The following is a 17,270-nucleotide window of genomic DNA, read 5'->3' on the forward strand; positions in this document are numbered from 1 at the left end:
TTGGGCACAGCGTCACCACTTGAAGCCCCTCCCCCTTGTGGGCAGGGGTTGGGGAGGGGTCTATTGCGCATCGCCCGCCCTCTTCCGATCCTCCGCCTGCGCCGCAAGGATTTCCCTCACCTTGGCGACCAAGTCGGCTTCCGGCGTCGTCTCCTGCGCCACGCGGGCTTCGCGCCAGCTGGCATTGTCCTCGATCTCGCCGGAGAGCCGCTTGCCCTCGATCAGATCCTTGATCTGCACCACACCGGTTGCGCGTTCGTCGCCGCCCTGGATGATGGCGACGGGGCAGCCGCGACGGTCGGCATATTTCAGCTGGTTGCCGAACTTCTTCCAATTGCCCTGGAACATCTCGGCGCGGATGCCGGCGGCGCGCAGTTGCTGCGTCATCTTCTGATAACGGCCCATCGCCTCGACGTCGCCATCCATGACGGTCACCAGCACCGGCTCGATCACTTCGCTGGCGCCAAGCTTGCCGAGGTTCTTCAGCGCCGTCATCAGCCGGGAGACGCCGATCGAAAAGCCGGTGGCCGGCACCGGCTGGCCCATGAAACGCGAGACGAGACCATCATAACGGCCACCGCCGCCGACCGAACCGAAGACGACCTTTTCGCCCTTTTCGTTGGTGACGTCGAAGCTCAATTCGGCCTCATAGACCGGGCCGGTATAATATTCGAGGCCGCGCACGACGGAGGGATCGATCTTGATGCGATCGGAACTCGTAGCCTGCGCTCTTGACCAGCGCGCCAATGAAGTTCAGTTCCTCGACGCCTTCGCCGCCCTTCGACGTTCCGGCAACGAGTTCGGCGAGTCGGGCAGCGCTTTCGGCGTAGTCCTTGATGCCGACGAAGAACAGCACCTTGTCGATCTGCGCCTGGTCGAGACCGGCGCCCTTGGTGAAGTCGCCGGATTCATCCTTGCGGCCGGGGCCGAGCAGCAGCGCCACACCTTCGGGGCCGAACTTGTCGAGCTTGTCGATGGCACGCAACACGTTCAGCCGCTGGCCGGCCTTATCGTCGCCGCCGAGGCCGATCGCTTCCAAGACGCCGTCCAGAACCTTGCGGTTGTTGACGCGGATGACGTAGTCGCCGCGCTTGATGCCGAGCGCCTCAAGCGTATCGGCCATCATCATGCACATTTCCGCATCGGCCTGGACGCCCGGCGCGCCGACCGTATCGGCATCAAACTGCATGAACTGGCGGAAGCGGCCAGGGCCCGGCTTCTCATTGCGGAAGACGTAGCCGGCGCGATAGGTGCGGTAGGGAAGCTGGATCTCGTTGAAATTCTCGGCGACATGACGGGCAAGCGGCGCCGTCAGATCGTAGCGCAGCGACATCCATTGCTCGTCGTCATCCTGCAGCGAGAAGACGCCCTCGTTCGGCCGGTCGCTGTCGGGCAGGAACTTGCCGAGCGCATCGGTATATTCGAACTGCGGCGTTTCGAGCGGGTCGAAACCATAATGCTCATAGACTTCCCGGATCTTTGCCGTCATCTCGTTGACGGCGCGGATATCGCCGGCCGTCCGGTCGACGAAGCCGCGCGGCAGGCGGGCCTTGAGCTTTTGCGGTTTCTTCTGCTTGTCATTCATTTCCGGGAATTCCACTGACTGTGACAGTGGCGGTTTCCTAGCGGATTGGGCGGGGAGCGGCAAGGGCGAAGGGTCTTGAAGCCGCAAGCCGAATCGATTGAAGCAGAGGCGCCTATCAGAATGCGGATATGCTCATGATCACCGAAACGCTTCTTTATGCCGCGACATGGCCGCTGACCGGCAAGGCGCATCGCAAGTTCATCCGCTATTCCGTCAATCTCTGGTCGCGGGCCGGGCGTTGCGCCCGGGGTTGGGCCGAACATGAGACGATGAGCCGGAACGCGATCCGCGCGGCGGCGGCTGGTCTCAGGCAGAAACGGACCGCCGTCGTGCTCGGCTCCGGCTTGTTGCGCGACGTGCCGATCGACGAACTGGCAGGCGCGTTCGATACCGTCGTTCTGGTCGATCTCGTTCATCTCGCCTCGGTGCGCCTATGGCTTGCGGCCAAGGGCTATCGCAATATCACGCTGATCGAACGCGATCTCTCCGGCTATGACGATCTCGCCGCCGGCAAGGAGCCGGAGCCGCTCGGCTTCCTGCGCACCGTGCCCTATCTCGATTTCGTGGTTTCGGCAAATCTCCTGTCGCAGATCGGCCGCGGCGTAAAACGGCGCTGCGACGCCGAGGCGGCCGGAATGCCTGAAGATACGGTGGCACGGCTGATTGCGGCGCATCTCGTCGGGCTTTCGGGGCTCTCCTGCCGCCATTGCCTGGTGAGCGACATCGCCTATGCCGTCATCGACCGCAACGGCCGGACGCATGAGGAGGCCGACCTGCTGCACGGCATCCCGCCGCCGCCGGTCAAAGCCACCTGGACATGGCCGGTGGCGCCGCTTGGCGAGGAGAGCCGGGATTACCGGATCGAGCACAAGGTGATTGCCGCCTGGTGACCAGGATGTGACCGCCGATCGGCTTGGCTTGCATCCGGCATTCGCCTATATGAAGGACGATGCGCACGCTCGCTCTCATCACGATGGTTCTCGGCTGGCTGGTCTACAGCGCCATGTCTGCTTGGGCAGGCTGTCCGACCTGTGCGTCGATGAATGCACCCGCCGCCGCCGAAGCCGGCATGCATCATGAGATGGCCGGCATGCAGATGCCTGACGCGGCGGGCAAGGCGGATCCCTTGAGAGACCCTTGCACCAGCGGCAATGCCGCGCATATGCCGCTGTGCGCCGCCTGTCTTTTGCTGCCGCCGACGGTGACGGTCATGGATGGCGGAAAGTCCGTTTTCTTCTATCCCGCCCCCGCGCTTGCGCGCGCTCTGGATGACAGAAGACCCGCACCGCAGGCACCCCCTCCCCGACTGTCCTGACATCACGCTGATGCATTGAGAAGCGAGCGGCCTCAGTCGCCCGCGAACCTATTGTCAGAAAGAGGAAGGATCTTTCATGTCTCTGAAAATCATTACGTTTACCGCCATGCTCGCCATCATTGCCGCTCCCGTCCTTGCCGAAGACAAGGCCATGGATATGAGCAAGCCGATGGGCAGCCACGACGCGGCAAGCCATGCCTTCACCGAGGCGAACGACAAGATGCACAAGAATATGATGATCGAATATAGTGGCGATGCCGACGCGGATTTCGTCCGCGGCATGATCCCGCATCATCAAGGCGCGATCGACATGGCAAAGATCGAGCTTCAATACGGCAAGGATCCGGAAATCCGCAAACTCGCCGAAGGGGTGATCAAGGCGCAGGAAGCCGAGATCGCCGAGATGAACGCCTGGCTTAAGGCCCACGGCAAGTAAGTATCCCTAACCGGTGAAGGGGATTTCAGGCAAAAGGCCACGGTTCGTGCCGTGGCTGCCCCTCACCCTAACCCTCTCCCCGTTCTGACGGGGAGAGGGGACGTGCCTTGCGAGAGCGAGGTGGGAACCGAAAGGTTGCGGCATAGTCCCTTCGCCCCGCAAGCGGGGAGAAGGTGCCGGTAGGCGGATGAGGGTCCCCTGTCGGCGATCTCAGCCTTTCGGCTCGAAATCGGCCGGGCGGCGGCCGGCGCCTTGTCGCTCCAGCATCCAGCCCGGATATTCGGGGGCAAGCGCGCTGACCTCGTCGAGCTTCGTCATATCGTCCCCGTCGAGCTTCAGCTTGACGGCGGCAAGATTCTGGTCGAGCTGGTCGACATGCTTGGCGCCGATGATGACGGTGGTGACGAAAGGCTTGGCGAGGATATAGGCGAGCGCCACGGTGGCGACGCTGACGCCGTGCTTTTCGGCGACCTCACGCATGACGGCGACGCAGGCCCAGGCCTTGTCCTTATCGACCGGCGGGAAGTCGAAACTGGCGCGGCGGCCCTCGCCATTGCCGGGCGCGCCGGGACCGTATTTGCCCGACAGGAGACCGCCGGCGAGCGGCGACCAAACCATCAGGCCGAGCTTCTCCTCCTGCATCATCGGCACGATGTCGCGTTCGAGGTCGCGTCCGGCGATGGAATAATAGGCCTGCACCGTCTCGAAACGGGCAAAGCCGCGGCGTTCGGAGAGGCCGAGCGCCTTGGAAATGCGCCAGGCCTGCCAGTTGGAGACGCCGATATAGCGCACGAGGCCGCGGGACACGAGATCGTCGAAGGCGCGCAGCGTCTCCTCGATCGGCGTCACCGTGTCGGTCGCGTGGATCTGATAGAGGTCGATATGATCGGTCTGCAGACGCTTGAGGCTCGCCTCGACCGAATCCATGATGTGGCCGCGCGAGGCGCCGCGGTCGTTCGGCTTCTCGCCCATGACGCCATAGACCTTGGTAGCGATGACGACGTCCTTGCGGGGCACGTCGAGGTTCTTCAGCGCCTGGCCGAGCAGCCTTTCGGACTCGCCGGCGGAGTAGACATCGGCCGTGTCGATGAAATTGACGCCAGAGCCGAGCGAGCGCTCGACGATCCGGTCGGCGGCATTCTGGTCGACATCGGCGATGGCGCCCCACATGGTGCCCTGTTTGGCTTCGCCGAAGGTCATGGTGCCCAGGCAGATTTCCGAGACGAAAAGTCCCGTATTTCCGAGTTGATTGTAACGCATGGTCGAAAAAATCCTTTGTGTCTGCCGCAAGAGGGGCTTGCGAACCTAAGAACTTCATTTTTTGATTATTGGCCTGCGCGTGACAGGCACAGCCGTGGCTGGCTGCAGGGTGAGGCAAACTCGATGTAGTGCGGCGGCGGCGCTTTTCAACGCCGCGCCCTTTGCAGCCCGGGAAAGCGATGCCCTTGTCTCGACACAGGCGACCGATAGATTTCCGGTCATATTTCAAGAACAGGATGATTTTGGGCCGGGTCGGCCTCAGATCTGAATCCTGTTCTCAATTTTAGAGTTAGAGCATGATGTCGTCCGAAAGCCGCTCGCACTTTTCGGCATCATGCTCGAAGGTACGCATATGACGACGCGACCACTGACCACGATCGGGTTCGATGCCGACGACACGCTCTGGCAGAACGAACAATATTATCGGCTGACGGAAGCGCATTTCACCGGGCTTCTTGCCGATTTCGCCGAAGGGCCGAAGATCTCCGAGCGGCTGCTGGAAGCCGAGAAGCGCAACCTTCGCCATTACGGCTTCGGCATCAAGGGTTTTACGCTCTCGATGATCGAGACGGCGATCGAGATCACCGAAGGCAAGGTTCCCGCCGGCGTGATCGCCAAGATCCTCGATACGGGCCGCGATCTTCTTTCCCATCCTGTCGAGACCATGCCGCATGTGCGCGACACGCTGGAAGCGCTTTCCGGCAAATATCTGCTTGTGATGATCACCAAGGGCGACCTGTTCGACCAGGAGCGCAAGCTCGCCCAGTCCGGGCTCGGCGACTTCTTCGATGCCGTCGAGATCGTCTCCGACAAGACGGCCGTCACCTATCGTCGCATCTTCGCCAAGGTCGGCGATGGACCGGAACGGGCGATGATGGTCGGCAATTCGCTGAAATCGGACATCGTGCCGGCGATCGCCGCCGGCAGCTACGGTGTCTTCGTGCCGCATGAACTCACCTGGGTGCTGGAACATGTGGACGAACCGACGGAGGCGCCGCGATTCCGTAAGATCGGTCATCTCGGCGAATTGCGTGACCTGATCGACCGGCTGGCATAGGCGGGCCGCTCGCCCGCCTTTATTGCTGTTTGGCGGGCGCCTTCGGGAACAGCGACGGGCGTTCCGGCTCGGCCGGCGGCTGCGGCTGTTTCGGGGCAGCCGCCAAAGGCTCGATCAGGATGCTGAAGGGGGCGCCGAGGCCGCGGCGCGGCGACACCTTGGAATAATAGGGACGCATCAGCCAGGTGGTGTTTTCCTTGACCGTCGTCTCGAAGCTCATGCCGTCCTCGTCGGTGCCGAAGAAGGCCTCGTCATCCGGTTTCGACAGGTCGAAGATTGCCAGGAAGGCGAATTTGCTCTTGGTGGCAAAGTCGATCTTCATGTGCTGGCCGGCGCGCACCGGCAGCGTGTAGACATGGCCGTTGCCGAACTTCGTCCAGCCCTTCAACTGCATGGTGACGGCCGGGAATTGCAGCTTCTCCAGCTTTTCGCCGGGATCGAGCTGCGGCGTCTGCGCCAGAGCGGGGACCGTCAGGAGAAGGAGGGCAGCGGCGGCGATCAATGTTCTCACGGATGCATCTTCTTTCATGGTCGGACCAAAACGGCGCGCATCGCCTCGACCTCGGGCCGGCAGAAACAGCCCTCCAGATGATCGTTGACGAGGCCCATCGCCTGCATGAAAGCATAAACTGTGGTCGGGCCGACAAAGGTCCAGCCGCGTTTCTTCAGATCCTTGGAAATGATCGTCGAGGTCGGCGTCGTCGGATTGGCGACGATATGCTCGCGGTCGACTACTCCGGGCCGTTCGTTATGACCCGGCTCATAGCGCCAGAAATAATGGGCGAGCGAGCCGAATTCATCTCTCAGCGCAATGGCGCGCCTGGCATTGTTGATGGTCGAGACGATCTTGCCGCGATGGCGGATGATGCCGGCATCGGCAAGGCAGCGGGTGACGTCCTCGTCGCCGAAGAGGGCGACCTTTTCGAAATCGAAGCCGGAAAAAGCGGCACGGAAATTCTCGCGCTTGCGCAGGATGGTCAGCCAGGAAAGGCCGGACTGGAAGCCTTCGAGGCAGATCTTCTCGAAGAGGCGGATATCATCGGTGACAGGGCGGCCCCATTCCTCGTCATGATAGCGGAGATAATCCGGCAGATTGGCGTGCCAGTGGCAGCGGCTCCTGCCGTCCTCGCCGATGATGATGCCTGTCTCGCTCATGTCCGCTTCATTCCCGGGTCCGTCCGTTCGCCGGTCCGCTTGGGTTTCCGGTCATGATTCCGGCTTTACCATTTGCAAACCGTCTTTCCAAACCGAACGGTAACCCTGACGAAAAGTTTATTCGGCCGGTCGGGTTTTCATGAAATCGATCTTTACCATTCGCTGGCGGATTGGGTGGCAGCGTCTTTCCCGGGCGGAACATCTCCGCCCGGGCGGACGTCTCCGCCAGCGCATTTTCGGCCATTTGTAGAGAGTCCGCCCGATGATGAAACAGCTTGTTCTTGCCGCAGCCCTGTTCGGCATATGCTCCACGGCCGCCCTTGCAGACGACCGCTACGCCACCCGTCCGCCGGTCGTGCTCAGCCCCGACCTGACCGCACCCTGGATCAACCAGCTCGGCGGCGGCACGGTTCGCCCCGTCGTCTATCAGCGACCGGTCGTCCAGTTGCAGCAGCGCGGCCTTTTCCAGCGCCGCGTCATCCGCCAGGCGCCGCAGATCGCACCGCAGACCGTTTCGGCGATCAACCCGGGCATACCGGCGATCCGCCATCCGATCGAGCCGCAATTCCTGCCGCAGATAGTCGATTACGACACTCAGGAAAAGCCCGGCACCATCGTCATCGATACCAACAACCGCTTCCTCTATCTGGTGATGGATGGCGGCAAGGCGCGGCGTTACGGCGTCGGCGTCGGCAAGCCCGGCTTCGAATGGGCCGGCGCCCACAAGATCACCCGCAAACAGGAATGGCCGGACTGGACGCCACCTTCCGAAATGATCAGCCGTGAAGCCGCCAAGGGCCACTACCTGCCGGCGCGGATGGATGGCGGTGCGGAAAACCCGCTCGGTGCCCGCGCCATGTATCTCGGCTCGACGCTTTACCGTATCCACGGTACCAACGCGCCTTGGTCGATCGGTAGCGCCGTCTCCTCCGGTTGCATCCGCTTGCGCAACGAAGATGTCGTCGATCTCTATGACCGCGTCCGCGTCGGAACCCGCGTCGTCGTCATGTAACGGCACATACAATATCTTGGAAGCCGCAAGAACAGCCGGCTTCCTTCCCCGAAATTGCTTTATCCGGCCGGGCCGATCTTGAATCGGGCAGAAGTTCATGTAGCTTCAGGCAGATTTGCTTGAGGGGAATCGATCATGATCAAATTGATGCCAGGTCTGGCCGCGGCCGGACTTGTCCTGTCCTTGATGTCTACATCCGCCTTTGCCGCGCCTACCGGCTCCGACAACACCCAGCGCCCGGCGCACGTCGTGCGTGTGGCGCAGATGCCGAAATATGTGAAGCCGCAGTTCAAGCGCAAGAAAGTGCGGCTGGTGACGACGGAAGCCGCCGGCACCGTGATCATCGATACCAACAACAAATATCTCTATCTCGTCGAAGGTAACAACCGGGCCACCCGCTACGGCATCGGCGTCGGCCGCGACGGGTTCGGCTGGTCGGGCGTCGTCAAGATCGGCCGCAAAGCCGAATGGCCGGGCTGGACACCGCCGGCCGAGATGCGCCGCCGCGAAGCCGCCAAGGGTCACATCATTCCCGCTTTCCAGGAAGGCGGCGAGGATAATCCGCTCGGTGCGCGGGCCATGTATCTCTACCAGGGCGGCCGCGACACGATCTTCCGCATCCACGGCACCAACCAGCCCTGGACGATTGGCCTCAACATGTCTTCCGGCTGCATCCGGATGATGAACGAAGATGTGACGCATCTCTATGATCGCGCCCCTGTCGGCACCAAGGTGATCGTCATCGGCCCCGGCAACAGGCAAGGCAAGGTCGCGTTCGAGGACAGAGGCATCGACGTGCTCCGCACAATGTTCGGCGGCTGAGCAACACTCACGAAAAAAACGAAAGGCGCTTTCGGATGCGCCTTTCGTTTTGCTTAGACATTGCGGCACAAAGCTGGCACATCTGCCGCAAGGTCGACTTATTTTACAATATCGGGGCTATTCAATGACATATGCGCTGCGTTCCTCAGCATCCCTGCTTGCGGGCATTGCGTTTTTCACGATCTGTTCGGCAGCCTCCGCTTCGGCGGAAGATCTGCAATTTTCTGTCTATGGCGGCTACCAGACGGCACCGCACAGCGGCGTCGATCTCTCCGACGGCACGCATTTCACCGCCGGCTGGGAAGGCAAATCCTTCGGCGCCCCGCCTTATTACGGCGGCCGCGTCACCTGGTGGCTCGAGAACTTCAACAAGCCGAACTGGGGTATCTCGCTCGATTATACCCATGACAAGGTCTATGCCGACGACGATACACTGGCCAAGACCGGCTGGTCGCATTTCGAATTCACCGACGGCCTGAACCTCCTGACGGTGAACGGGCTCTATCGCTTTCAGGATCCGAGCCGCCGCTGGACCCCCTATCTCGGCGCCGGTGTGGGCGTGAACATTCCGCATGTCGAAGTGATTCGCCCCGAAGGCAAGACCTGGGCTTATGAATTCGGCGGCGTGACGCTGCAGGCCCAGGCCGGCGTCGACTTCAAGGTGACCGACCGCTGGTCGACCTTCGTCGAATACAAGGGCACCTATTCGCGCATCGACGTTCCGATCGACAGCGGCGTGGACCTGAAGACCAACATCTTCACCAACGCCGTCAATGTCGGCGTCTCGTTCCACTGGTAATTAACTCATTAGAGCGGTCCAGCTTTTGGGGCCGCTCTATTTTTTTGCTAAGGCGCAATTCCAGACGGAAACGCGCTTCGTGGTTTTTCTGGCATTGCTCTATTTCTTGCCGCAGCTGACCTTGCCTTCGACGGCATAGGGTTTTTCACCGCCTTCGATCGTCAGGGAATAGGTGCCGCTGAAATTTGCCGCCGGCTTGCCGCGTTCGCCGGCAACCACGACCAGATCCAGCGTTGCCCCGCCGGTGTCATCTTCGCCGCCATCGAAGACCTCCAGAAGCAGATCGCCGTCGCGCGACCAATGGTTGGTCAGATGCTGCGATTCGAAAACACGCTTGCCGAACACGGTCGCCTGGGCCGGATCCTTGACAACAAGCGCGCCGCGGAAATGGTTGAGCTTGTGGCCGGCTTCGCTTTCGAAACCGCTTTCGAGCGTGAAGCGCGCTTCCTTGTCATCGGCGGAACAGAAAAAACGGCTGTCGGCATGGGCGGCGCCCGCCGCACCGAGCAGTCCCGCAAACACGATCATTCCCCGCCACATCGTCTAAACTCCCGAGACAGGCCCGACAGGCCTTTCACGTCAGCCTAACGGCAAACCTGTTAATTTTTCCGGCACAGCGCCGCCATAGGCCCAATCGAGCAGCTCGACCGTATGCAGGATCGGCATGCCGGTGCCGGTGGCGATCTGGGTGATGCAGCCGATATTGCCGGTGGCGATGATGTCGGCCTTGGTGGCTTCGATGTTTTTGACCTTGCGTGCCTTCAGCGCAGCCGAGATCTCCGGCTGCATGATGTTGTAGGTGCCAGCCGAACCGCAGCAGAGATGGCCTTCGGCGGGATCGCGCACCGTAAAACCCGCCGCCTTCAACAATTGCTTCGGCGTCAGCGTGATGCGCTGGCCGTGCTGCATGGAACAGGCGGAGTGATAGGCGATCGTGATGCCCTTCGGCGTGTGCACCGGCAGCTCGAGGGTTGCCAGATATTCGGTGATGTCTTTGGCGAGGCCCGAGACCCTCGCCGCCTTTGCGGCATAGGCGGGATCGAGGCGCAGCATATGGCCGTAATCCTTGATCGTCGTGCCGCAGCCCGAGGCGGTGATGATGATCGCGTCGAGCCCTTGCCCTTCGATCTCGCGCGTCCAGAGATCGACATTGGTGCGCGCACTGGCGAGCGCCTGGTCGGCGCGGCCCATGTGATGAACCAGCGAACCGCAGCAGACCTCGCCTTCTGGCAGCACCACCTCGACGCCGAGCCGGGTCAGCAGCCGGATCGCCGCCGCGTTGATACCGGGATCGAGCACCGGCTGGGCGCAGCCGGAGAGCATCGCCACCCGGCCGCGCCGTTCCGTTTCGGGCAGGTAGCTGCCGGGTTTTGCCATGGCTGAAGCGGCGGGGATGCGGCGCGGCGCAAGCGCCAGCATGGCGGCGAAGGGCTTGAGAGTGGCCCCCAGCATCAGCCCGGCGAAGGGCCGGCCGAGGCGGGCGAGATTGAGCGCCAGGCGAAATCGGCTGGGATAGGGCAGCACGGCGGCAAGGATCGCCCGTGTCAGCCTGTTCATCAATGGGCGCCGGTAGGTCTTTTCGATATGGGCGCGGGCGTGATCGACAAGATGCATATAGTCGACGCCAGAGGGACAGGTGGTGACGCAGGCAAGGCAGGAGAGACAGCGGTCGATATGGGTGACGACCTCGGCATCGGCCGGCCGGCCGTTTTCCAGCATGTCCTTGATCAGATAGATGCGACCGCGCGGGCTGTCGAGCTCATTGCCGAGCGTCACATAGGTGGGACAGGTGGCGGTGCAGAAACCGCAATGGACACATTTGCGCAGGATCTTCTCGGATTCGGCGACATCGGGATCGGCGAGCTGGGTGGGGGTGAAGTTGGTTTGCATTAGCGGGGCCTCCGCCTTGGGCGCGCTGTACCCGGGGCACCCCCCTCTGTCCTGCCGGACATCTCCCCCACAAGGGGGGAGATCGGATGGGATTGACGGCCTCCCCAAACAACGAAATTGCTGCGACTGCGATACGCCAGATAGGAAGCGATCGTCCCACCTCTTGCCGATCTCCCCCTTGTGGGGGAGATGTCCGGCAGGACAGAGGGGGTACTCCGCGCACAGGCTCATCTTCTCACCCCATCTTCCCCGGATTGAAGATCCCCGCCGGATCGAACTTCTCTTTCACCCGCCGCGACAGCATCGCCACCGCCTCGGCCTCCGGATGAAACGCCGCGGTTGCCGCCCGCACCTGCTCCGATGCACGGATCAGCGTCGCATGGCCACCGCCGAGCGCCTTGATGTAGCGGCGGACCAGCTCGCCTTCGGGGCCGGCTTCCATGCGCAGCCAGACGAGACCGCCCTGCCAATCATAAAAGGCATCGACGCCGGCTTCGAGGCGAAGGGCTGCAACCAGCAGATGGCCGGTGCCGGGGGCGACCGAGACGCGCCAGACCGGCCGCGCCGTGCCGTCGGCATAGGGCAGCACATCGCGGATTTCTTGCCAGAGCCGGCGGCTTTCCGGCGCGTCCAGCCGCGTGACCGCTGCGAAGGCCGACATTGCTGCCGCAAGTTTTTCCAAGCGCGCGTCAACCGAACCGGCGAGACCTTCGATGCGCAGCACCGTCGCCTCGCCCTCGGGCAGGTTTCCGGCGAGGAATTTCCAGGTCACCGTCAGCGGCAGATGGGCGGCGCCGGAGACTTCGACCGGCAGCGCCATTGCCGCCGCCATGGCGTTGGCCGCCTCGGCGTCGTTGAGGCCCGACAGTACCACCGTGCGCTCGGTCTTCGGACGCGGCGGCACCCGGAAGGTGACTTCGGTGAGGAAGCCCAGCGTGCCGTGCGAGCCGGCGATCAGCTTCACGAGGTCGAGGCCGGTGACATTCTTCATCACCCGCCCGCCGGCCTTGATGATCTCGCCCTTGCCGTTGACGAAGCGTACACCGAGCAGGCTGTCGCGAGCAGCCCCCGCAACGAGCCGGCGCGGGCCGGAGACATTGGCGGCAAAGACGCCGCCGATGGTCGGCTCGCCCGATGTGCCCATGACAGGGCGATGATCCATCGGCTCGAAGACGAGCATCTGGCCACTCTCCTCAAGCGCCGCCTCGACCTCGGCGAGCGGCGTTCCCGATCGCACCGTCATGACCATTTCGCCGGGATTATAGGCGACGATGCCGGCAAGCCCGGTCGAGCGCAGCCGGTCCTCGGCGGCAACGGCATTGCCGAAGCCTGCGCGGCTATCGCCGCCGCAGATAGCCAGCGGCCGGCCGCTCCCGGCATGGGTGCGGACGATCGCTGCCGCCTCTTCCTCGCTCGTCGGCATCAGATCGATCATGCGGCGGGGCGCCCTTCGAGCGGAAAGACCTTCGACGGATTGAGAAGCCAGCCGGGATCGAAGGCGGCGCGCGCCGCCATCTGCTGGGCGAGATCGACTTCCGAATATTGGTGCCGCATCAGGTCGCGCTTCTCGATGCCGACGCCATGTTCGCCGGTGAGGCAGCCGCCGGCATCGACGCAGAGTTTGAGAATATCGTTGCCGGCGGCCTCGGCGCGGGCGGCATCCTCGGGATCGTTGGCGTTGAAGAGGATCAGCGGATGCATGTTGCCGTCGCCGGCATGGAAGACATTGGCGACCCGCAGGCCGTAATGATCGATGATCTCGGCCGTCTTTTTCAGCACATGGGAAAGCTGGCTGAGCGGCACGGTGCCGTCCATGCAGATATAGTCGGCGATGCGTCCGGTGGCGCCGAAGGCGGATTTGCGGCCCTTCCAGATCAGCGCCGCTTCGGTCGCCGACTGACATTCCCGCACCGTCTTGACGCCATGCCGGCGGGCGATCTCGACAATGTCCTTCAGCGTGGCGTCCATTTCTGCTTCCGAGCCTTCGACCTCGACGATCAGAAGAGCGCCTACGTCGAGGGGATAACCGGCATGGGCAAAGGCCTCGCAGATCTCGATCGCCGGCTTGTCCATGAATTCTATCGCAACCGGGATGATGCCGGCGGCGATGACATCGGCGACACAGGCGCCGGCCTCTTCCGAAGCTTCGAAGCCGAAGAGCACCGGGCGCGCGCCCTCCGGCTTGGCGATCAGCCGCACGGTCGCCTCGGTGACGATGCCGAGCTGGCCTTCGTGACCGCAGACGAGGCCGAGCAGGTCGTAACCCGCCGCATCCAGCGCCTTGCCGCCGAGTTCGATCACCGTGCCGTCGACCAGCACCATCCGGACGCCGAGCAGATTGTTGGTCGTGACGCCGTATTTCAGGCAATGTGCGCCGCCGGAATTCATACCGATATTACCGCCGATGGTGCATGCGAGCTGCGAACTCGGATCGGGTGCGTAGAAAAAGCCGTCCGCCGAGACGGATTCCGAAATATTGAGATTGGTGACACCGGCTTGAACCACGGCGACCCGGTTCGGCAGATCGATCTCGAGGATGCGGTTCATCTTCGACAGGCCGAGTACGACGGCATCCTCCTGCGGAATGGCGCCGCCCGAAAGCGAGGTGCCGGCACCGCGCGGCACGACGGGAATGCCGTAGCGGTGGCAATAGCGCATGACCGCCGAAACCTCAGCCGTGCTGCGCGGCAGGGCGACGGCGAGCGGCAGGCGGCGATAGGACACGAAAGCGTCGGTCTCGAAGGGAACCAGTTCGCGCGCCTCATGCACCAGGCATTCCGGCGGCAGAAGATCGGTGAGATCGGCGACGATCTGGGCTCGGCGCGCCAGGACATCGGCTCGGGGTTTGAGAAACGGGATGGCGTCGGACATGGCGTGCTCCCTAGCCCCTTTCATCGGGAAAATGACGACAGGAACCGGCGGCGAACCTTCTGCCGCCGATAAATCGGCTTAGCACTTTCCCGAAAGCGGCGCAAATGCTAAGCACTTATGCCAAAAGGGGAAAAAATCGAAAACCGTATGACCAATCTGGGCGATCTCGAAATCTTTGCCAAGGTCGTTTCGACGGGCAGCATGTCGCTTGCCGGGCGGGCGCTCGGCTTTTCCCCGGCCGTCGTCTCCAAGCGGATCAAGCGGCTGGAGGACCGGCTCGGCACCCGGCTGTTGCAGCGCACGACGCGGCAGATCTCGCTGACGGAAGCCGGCCAGGGCTTCTACGACCGCGTCCTCGGTATCCTCGCCGGGTTGGAAGAGGCGGAATTCTACATTTCCGGCCGCTCGGCGCAGATGCACGGGACGCTGAAAATCTCAGCGCCGACCTCCTTCGGGCGCATGCACATCGCGCCGCATCTGAAGGCGTTCATGGAAACGCATCCGGAGCTGGCGATCAACCTGGTGCTGACCGATGAATTCAGCGACATCGTCGGCGGCGGCTTCGATCTGGCGATCCGCATTGCCGAACTCACCGATTCGAGCCTCGTCGCCCGGCGGCTGGCACCGGTGCGCCGGCTGCTCTGCGCCTCGCCGGATTATCTCGCGGCACACGGCAAGCCTAGAGATATCGACGATTTGAAACATCATCGCTGCCTGCCGGCGCACAATGGCGACACTTGGCGGCTGAACGGGCCGGACGGAATGCTCAGCCTGCGGCCGGAGGGAATGCTGGTCACCAATTCCAGTGAGGTGATCCGCGAGGCAGTCATCTCAGGCCTCGGGATCGCGCTGCGCTCCACCTGGGATATCGGCGAAGAGCTCAAAGCCGGGAAGCTGGTGCAAGTGCTGCCCGCCTATGAGGGCTCGCACAATGTGGCGCTGTCGGCCGTCTATCCCAGCCGGCAATTCCTGCCGGCCAAGGTGCGGCTGTTCATCGACTATCTCGCCGAGCTTTACGGACCTGTCCCCTATTGGGAACGCTGACGGCGGTGCTCGCTCAGCGCGCCAGCCTCTCGATGACGATCCAGCAGGGCGCGCAGTCGCGCCAGGCGCTTCATGTCGCGGTGATAGCCGATCCAGGTGTCCCGGCCGGGCGGCGCCTCACCGAGATCGACCAGTTCGATGGCAGCAAGCGAATCGCCGAGAGGCCGCGGCAGGACGGCGAGCCCCGCTCCATTGGCACAGAGCGCCGCCTGAACATCGCGGCTGTTGCTGCGCATGACAATTTCGGCCCGCGGCAAGAGCCGTTGCAGCCAGCCGGCATCCGGCATGTCGCCGAAAGCTTGGTCCATGGTGACGAGGCGGGCGCCCACCCCTTCAAATGCCCTCGGGTGCGGCGCGCCGCGACGGATGTAAAGGCCGTATTTAATATGGATAAGCTTGCGGGATATGATCTCCGCTTCCGTAAAGGGCTGAATACGAAAAACGAGGTCGGCTTCGCGTCGTGGCAGGCTAAGCAGCCGGCTGTCGGTCAATAGTTCGACCACCACCTTGGGATGGAGTTGCGAGAATTCCGCCAGCACCGGCGAAAGCACATGCGCACCGAACCAGTCGGACGAGGACAGCCTGAGAAAACCACCGAGCTGGCGGCTGCCACCGGCAAGGATGCGCTCCATAGCAAGCGTCTCCTCCTCGATGCGTTCGGCACCGGCGAGCACGGCCGCGCCTTCCTCGGTCAGCACGAAGCCCTCAGTCGTGCGCTGAAATAACGTCTGCCCAACAGACGCTTCCAGGGCACGCAACCGCCGGCCCATCGTCGGTTGGGTCAAACCGAGGCTGCGGGCTGCGGCTCCGAGCGTTCCGAACCGCGCGATCGCCAGAAAAATCTTCAGGTCGCTCCATTCCATCGCGCGTATCCATCAAACAAAAATGCATGGGCTGCAGTCTTTTTCTTTTATTTTCATTCGCGTTTCAATGAGCGATCTTTCTTCCAGGAAAGCCCGTTGCGACCGTAGAGGCCGCGCGAACGAAGGAGAATTGCATGTCGAGACAATCAACGATGAAAGTGATGCTGGCGGAATCGCCGAATTCGCCATTACGGATCGCCGATGTTCCGAAGCCTGTGCCTGGTGAAGGCCAAGTCCTGGTGCGTATCTTGGCGAGCGGGGTCAATCCGCTCGATCTCAAGATCAGAGCCGGCAATGCGGCCCATGCGCGCCACCCGCTTCCGGCCGTGCTTGGCATCGATATGGCCGGCATCGTCGAAGAGATCGGACCTGGCGTCGGCGGTTTCCGTCGCGGCGACGCCGTTTATGGCATGACCGGCGGGGTCGGCGGCGTTCAGGGATCGCTTGCCGAATTCGCAGCGGTCGACGCCGCGCTGTTGGCGCCAAAGCCGCAGAACCTTTCGATGCGCGAGGCAGCCGCCCTGCCGCTGATCTCCATTACCGCCTGGGAAGGGCTGGTCGACCGCGCCGGGGTCAGCGCCGACCGCAAGGTCCTCGTGCTTGGCGGCGGCGGTGTCGGCCATATCGTCGCCCAGATCGCCAAGGCTGCTGGAGCCGAGGTCTATGTCGTCGACGGCGCTTCGAAAGCGGACTATCTCGCCGGCCTAGGTGCAACGCCGATCGATCGTGCCGCGGAAACAGTAGAAAGCTATGTCGCTAGACATACCGGTGGCAAAGGTTTCGATCTGGTCTACGACACGGTCGGCGGCCAGGGGCTCGATACGGCATTCCAGGCCGTCAGCCGGTTCGGCCATGTGGTGAGCTGCCTTGGCTGGGGAAATCACGCGCTGGCGCCGCTCTCCTTTAAGGCGGCGACCTATTCCGGGGTTTTCACGCTGCTCCCGCTTCTAACCAGCGAAGGACGCCCACATCACGGCGAGATTATGCGGGAAATGACGAGACTGGTCGAAGCCGGCAAGGTGATGCCGAGGCTCGACCCGCACCGCTTCACACTTGACGATACCGACGAGGCACATCGGCTGATCGAAAACCGGCAGGCGGACGGGAAGGTCGTCGTCGACATCGACGGATCTCACGGTGCCGAATGACTGGAACAGGATG

The 17,270-nt window shown here is 62.7% G+C and carries 16 protein-coding genes and 2 pseudogenes; 9 read left to right on the forward strand and 9 right to left on the reverse strand.

The genetic code is table 11. The features are described 5' to 3' along the window. Positions 1–60: 60 nt before the first annotated feature. A pseudogene (gene hisS / locus MF410_RS14720) lies at positions 61–1,585 on the reverse strand (histidine--tRNA ligase). A 134-nt stretch (positions 1,586–1,719) separates the two neighbouring features. On the opposite strand from hisS, the gene MF410_RS14725 reads away from it, so the two are divergent. From MF410_RS14725 to MF410_RS14735, 3 genes are all read left to right on the forward strand, one after another. After that, on the forward strand, positions 1,720–2,475 hold the full coding sequence (locus tag MF410_RS14725; protein ID WP_097624170.1) for a hypothetical protein: 756 nt from the start codon (positions 1,720–1,722) through the stop codon (positions 2,473–2,475). Positions 2,476–2,534: 59 nt separating this feature from the next. Then, positions 2,535–2,900, forward strand: a complete 366-nt coding sequence (locus tag MF410_RS14730) for a hypothetical protein (protein WP_097623986.1) — start codon at positions 2,535–2,537, stop codon at positions 2,898–2,900. Between the two features lie 76 nt (positions 2,901–2,976). Next, positions 2,977–3,336 carry a DUF305 domain-containing protein gene (locus tag MF410_RS14735; RefSeq protein WP_097623985.1) on the forward strand — a complete coding sequence of 120 codons (360 nt, stop codon included), beginning with the start codon at positions 2,977–2,979 and terminating at the stop codon, positions 3,334–3,336. 210 nt (positions 3,337–3,546) lie between these two features. Here MF410_RS14735 and MF410_RS14740 read toward each other — a convergent pair whose 3' ends face one another. Further along, a complete protein-coding gene (locus MF410_RS14740; protein ID WP_097623984.1) occupies positions 3,547–4,596 on the reverse strand; it encodes an aldo/keto reductase in 1,050 nt (349 codons plus the stop codon). Positions 4,597–4,948: 352 nt separating this feature from the next. On the opposite strand from MF410_RS14740, the gene MF410_RS14745 reads away from it, so the two are divergent. Then, positions 4,949–5,653: an HAD family hydrolase gene (locus MF410_RS14745; protein ID WP_003588314.1), complete on the forward strand. Its 705-nt coding sequence runs from the start codon at positions 4,949–4,951 to the stop codon at positions 5,651–5,653. A 19-nt stretch (positions 5,654–5,672) separates the two neighbouring features. Here MF410_RS14745 and MF410_RS14750 read toward each other — a convergent pair whose 3' ends face one another. Together MF410_RS14750 and MF410_RS14755 are read right to left on the reverse strand one after the other, a co-directional pair. Beyond that, positions 5,673–6,182: a hypothetical protein gene (locus tag MF410_RS14750; RefSeq protein WP_097623983.1), complete on the reverse strand. Its 510-nt coding sequence runs from the start codon at positions 6,180–6,182 to the stop codon at positions 5,673–5,675. After that, the gene (locus MF410_RS14755) at positions 6,179–6,808 is read right to left on the reverse strand and encodes a DNA-3-methyladenine glycosylase I (protein ID WP_097623982.1); all 630 of its coding nucleotides are present in this window, start codon (positions 6,806–6,808) and stop codon (positions 6,179–6,181) included. Before MF410_RS14755 ends, MF410_RS14750 begins: the two co-directional genes overlap by 4 nt. A gap of 262 nt (positions 6,809–7,070) precedes the next feature. Between MF410_RS14755 and MF410_RS14760 the strand changes: the two genes are divergently transcribed. The 3 genes from MF410_RS14760 (at position 7,071) to MF410_RS14770 (ending at position 9,441) form a co-directional block, all read left to right on the forward strand. Next, a complete protein-coding gene (locus tag MF410_RS14760) occupies positions 7,071–7,820 on the forward strand; it encodes a L,D-transpeptidase (RefSeq protein ID WP_097623981.1) in 750 nt (249 codons plus the stop codon). A gap of 135 nt (positions 7,821–7,955) precedes the next feature. Then, a complete protein-coding gene (locus tag MF410_RS14765; protein WP_097623980.1) occupies positions 7,956–8,642 on the forward strand; it encodes a L,D-transpeptidase in 687 nt (228 codons plus the stop codon). A 124-nt stretch (positions 8,643–8,766) separates the two neighbouring features. Continuing rightward, positions 8,767–9,441, forward strand: a complete 675-nt coding sequence (locus MF410_RS14770; RefSeq protein WP_097623979.1) for an outer membrane beta-barrel protein — start codon at positions 8,767–8,769, stop codon at positions 9,439–9,441. 99 nt (positions 9,442–9,540) lie between these two features. Here the strand turns inward: MF410_RS14770 and MF410_RS14775 are convergent, their stop codons facing one another. The 4 genes from MF410_RS14775 to MF410_RS14790 all read right to left on the reverse strand — a co-directional run bounded on the left by MF410_RS14775 (position 9,541) and on the right by MF410_RS14790 (position 14,202). Then, positions 9,541–9,981 (reverse strand): hypothetical protein, encoded by a 441-nt coding sequence (locus tag MF410_RS14775; protein ID WP_097623978.1) that lies wholly within the window; start codon positions 9,979–9,981, stop codon positions 9,541–9,543. A gap of 39 nt (positions 9,982–10,020) precedes the next feature. Next, positions 10,021–11,331, reverse strand: coding sequence for a glycolate oxidase subunit GlcF (gene glcF / locus MF410_RS14780; RefSeq protein WP_097623977.1), 1,311 nt, complete (start codon positions 11,329–11,331; stop codon positions 10,021–10,023). Positions 11,332–11,566: 235 nt separating this feature from the next. Then, positions 11,567–12,766, reverse strand: a complete 1,200-nt coding sequence (gene glcE / locus MF410_RS14785) for a glycolate oxidase subunit GlcE (protein ID WP_097623976.1) — start codon at positions 12,764–12,766, stop codon at positions 11,567–11,569. Continuing rightward, positions 12,763–14,202, reverse strand: coding sequence for an FAD-linked oxidase C-terminal domain-containing protein (locus tag MF410_RS14790; RefSeq protein ID WP_097623975.1), 1,440 nt, complete (start codon positions 14,200–14,202; stop codon positions 12,763–12,765). The genes glcE and MF410_RS14790 overlap by 4 nt, the downstream gene beginning before the upstream one ends. Positions 14,203–14,349: 147 nt before the next feature. Between MF410_RS14790 and MF410_RS14795 the strand changes: the two genes are divergently transcribed. Further along, positions 14,350–15,246 (forward strand): LysR family transcriptional regulator, encoded by an 897-nt coding sequence (locus MF410_RS14795; protein WP_097623974.1) that lies wholly within the window; start codon positions 14,350–14,352, stop codon positions 15,244–15,246. Positions 15,247–15,259: 13 nt separating this feature from the next. Here the strand turns inward: MF410_RS14795 and MF410_RS14800 are convergent. Further along, positions 15,260–16,109: pseudogene (locus MF410_RS14800) on the reverse strand (LysR family transcriptional regulator). A gap of 134 nt (positions 16,110–16,243) precedes the next feature. On the opposite strand from MF410_RS14800, the gene MF410_RS14805 reads away from it, so the two are divergent. After that, complete coding sequence (locus tag MF410_RS14805; RefSeq protein ID WP_097623972.1) at positions 16,244–17,257, forward strand: zinc-dependent alcohol dehydrogenase family protein; 1,014 nt, start codon at positions 16,244–16,246, stop codon at positions 17,255–17,257. The last annotated feature ends 13 nt before the right edge of the window (positions 17,258–17,270 follow it).

Source organism: Rhizobium sp. C104 (assembly GCF_022354505.1).
GTDB classification, from domain to species: Bacteria; Pseudomonadota; Alphaproteobacteria; order Rhizobiales; family Rhizobiaceae; genus Rhizobium; species Rhizobium redzepovicii.

Excerpts from the sequence above, each read along its gene's own strand:
- MF410_RS14765 (WP_097623980.1), top strand. The coding sequence starts at position 7,956 with ATGATCAAATTGATGCCAGGTCTGGCCGCGGCCGGACTTGTCCTGTCC.
- MF410_RS14755 (WP_097623982.1), bottom strand. The coding sequence starts at position 6,808 with ATGAGCGAGACAGGCATCATCATCGGCGAGGACGGCAGGAGCCGCTGC.
- MF410_RS14745 (WP_003588314.1), top strand. The coding sequence starts at position 4,949 with ATGACGACGCGACCACTGACCACGATCGGGTTCGATGCCGACGACACG.
- MF410_RS14760 (WP_097623981.1), top strand. The coding sequence starts at position 7,071 with ATGATGAAACAGCTTGTTCTTGCCGCAGCCCTGTTCGGCATATGCTCC.
- MF410_RS14790 (WP_097623975.1), bottom strand. The coding sequence starts at position 14,202 with ATGTCCGACGCCATCCCGTTTCTCAAACCCCGAGCCGATGTCCTGGCG.
- MF410_RS14750 (WP_097623983.1), bottom strand. The coding sequence starts at position 6,182 with ATGAAAGAAGATGCATCCGTGAGAACATTGATCGCCGCCGCTGCCCTC.
- MF410_RS14730 (WP_097623986.1), top strand. The coding sequence starts at position 2,535 with ATGCGCACGCTCGCTCTCATCACGATGGTTCTCGGCTGGCTGGTCTAC.
- glcF (WP_097623977.1), bottom strand. The coding sequence starts at position 11,331 with ATGCAAACCAACTTCACCCCCACCCAGCTCGCCGATCCCGATGTCGCC.
- MF410_RS14725 (WP_097624170.1), top strand. The coding sequence starts at position 1,720 with ATGATCACCGAAACGCTTCTTTATGCCGCGACATGGCCGCTGACCGGC.
- MF410_RS14735 (WP_097623985.1), top strand. The coding sequence starts at position 2,977 with ATGTCTCTGAAAATCATTACGTTTACCGCCATGCTCGCCATCATTGCC.
- MF410_RS14805 (WP_097623972.1), top strand. The coding sequence starts at position 16,244 with ATGTCGAGACAATCAACGATGAAAGTGATGCTGGCGGAATCGCCGAAT.
- glcE (WP_097623976.1), bottom strand. The coding sequence starts at position 12,766 with ATGATCGATCTGATGCCGACGAGCGAGGAAGAGGCGGCAGCGATCGTC.
- MF410_RS14770 (WP_097623979.1), top strand. The coding sequence starts at position 8,767 with ATGACATATGCGCTGCGTTCCTCAGCATCCCTGCTTGCGGGCATTGCG.
- MF410_RS14775 (WP_097623978.1), bottom strand. The coding sequence starts at position 9,981 with ATGTGGCGGGGAATGATCGTGTTTGCGGGACTGCTCGGTGCGGCGGGC.
- MF410_RS14740 (WP_097623984.1), bottom strand. The coding sequence starts at position 4,596 with ATGCGTTACAATCAACTCGGAAATACGGGACTTTTCGTCTCGGAAATC.
- MF410_RS14795 (WP_097623974.1), top strand. The coding sequence starts at position 14,350 with ATGACCAATCTGGGCGATCTCGAAATCTTTGCCAAGGTCGTTTCGACG.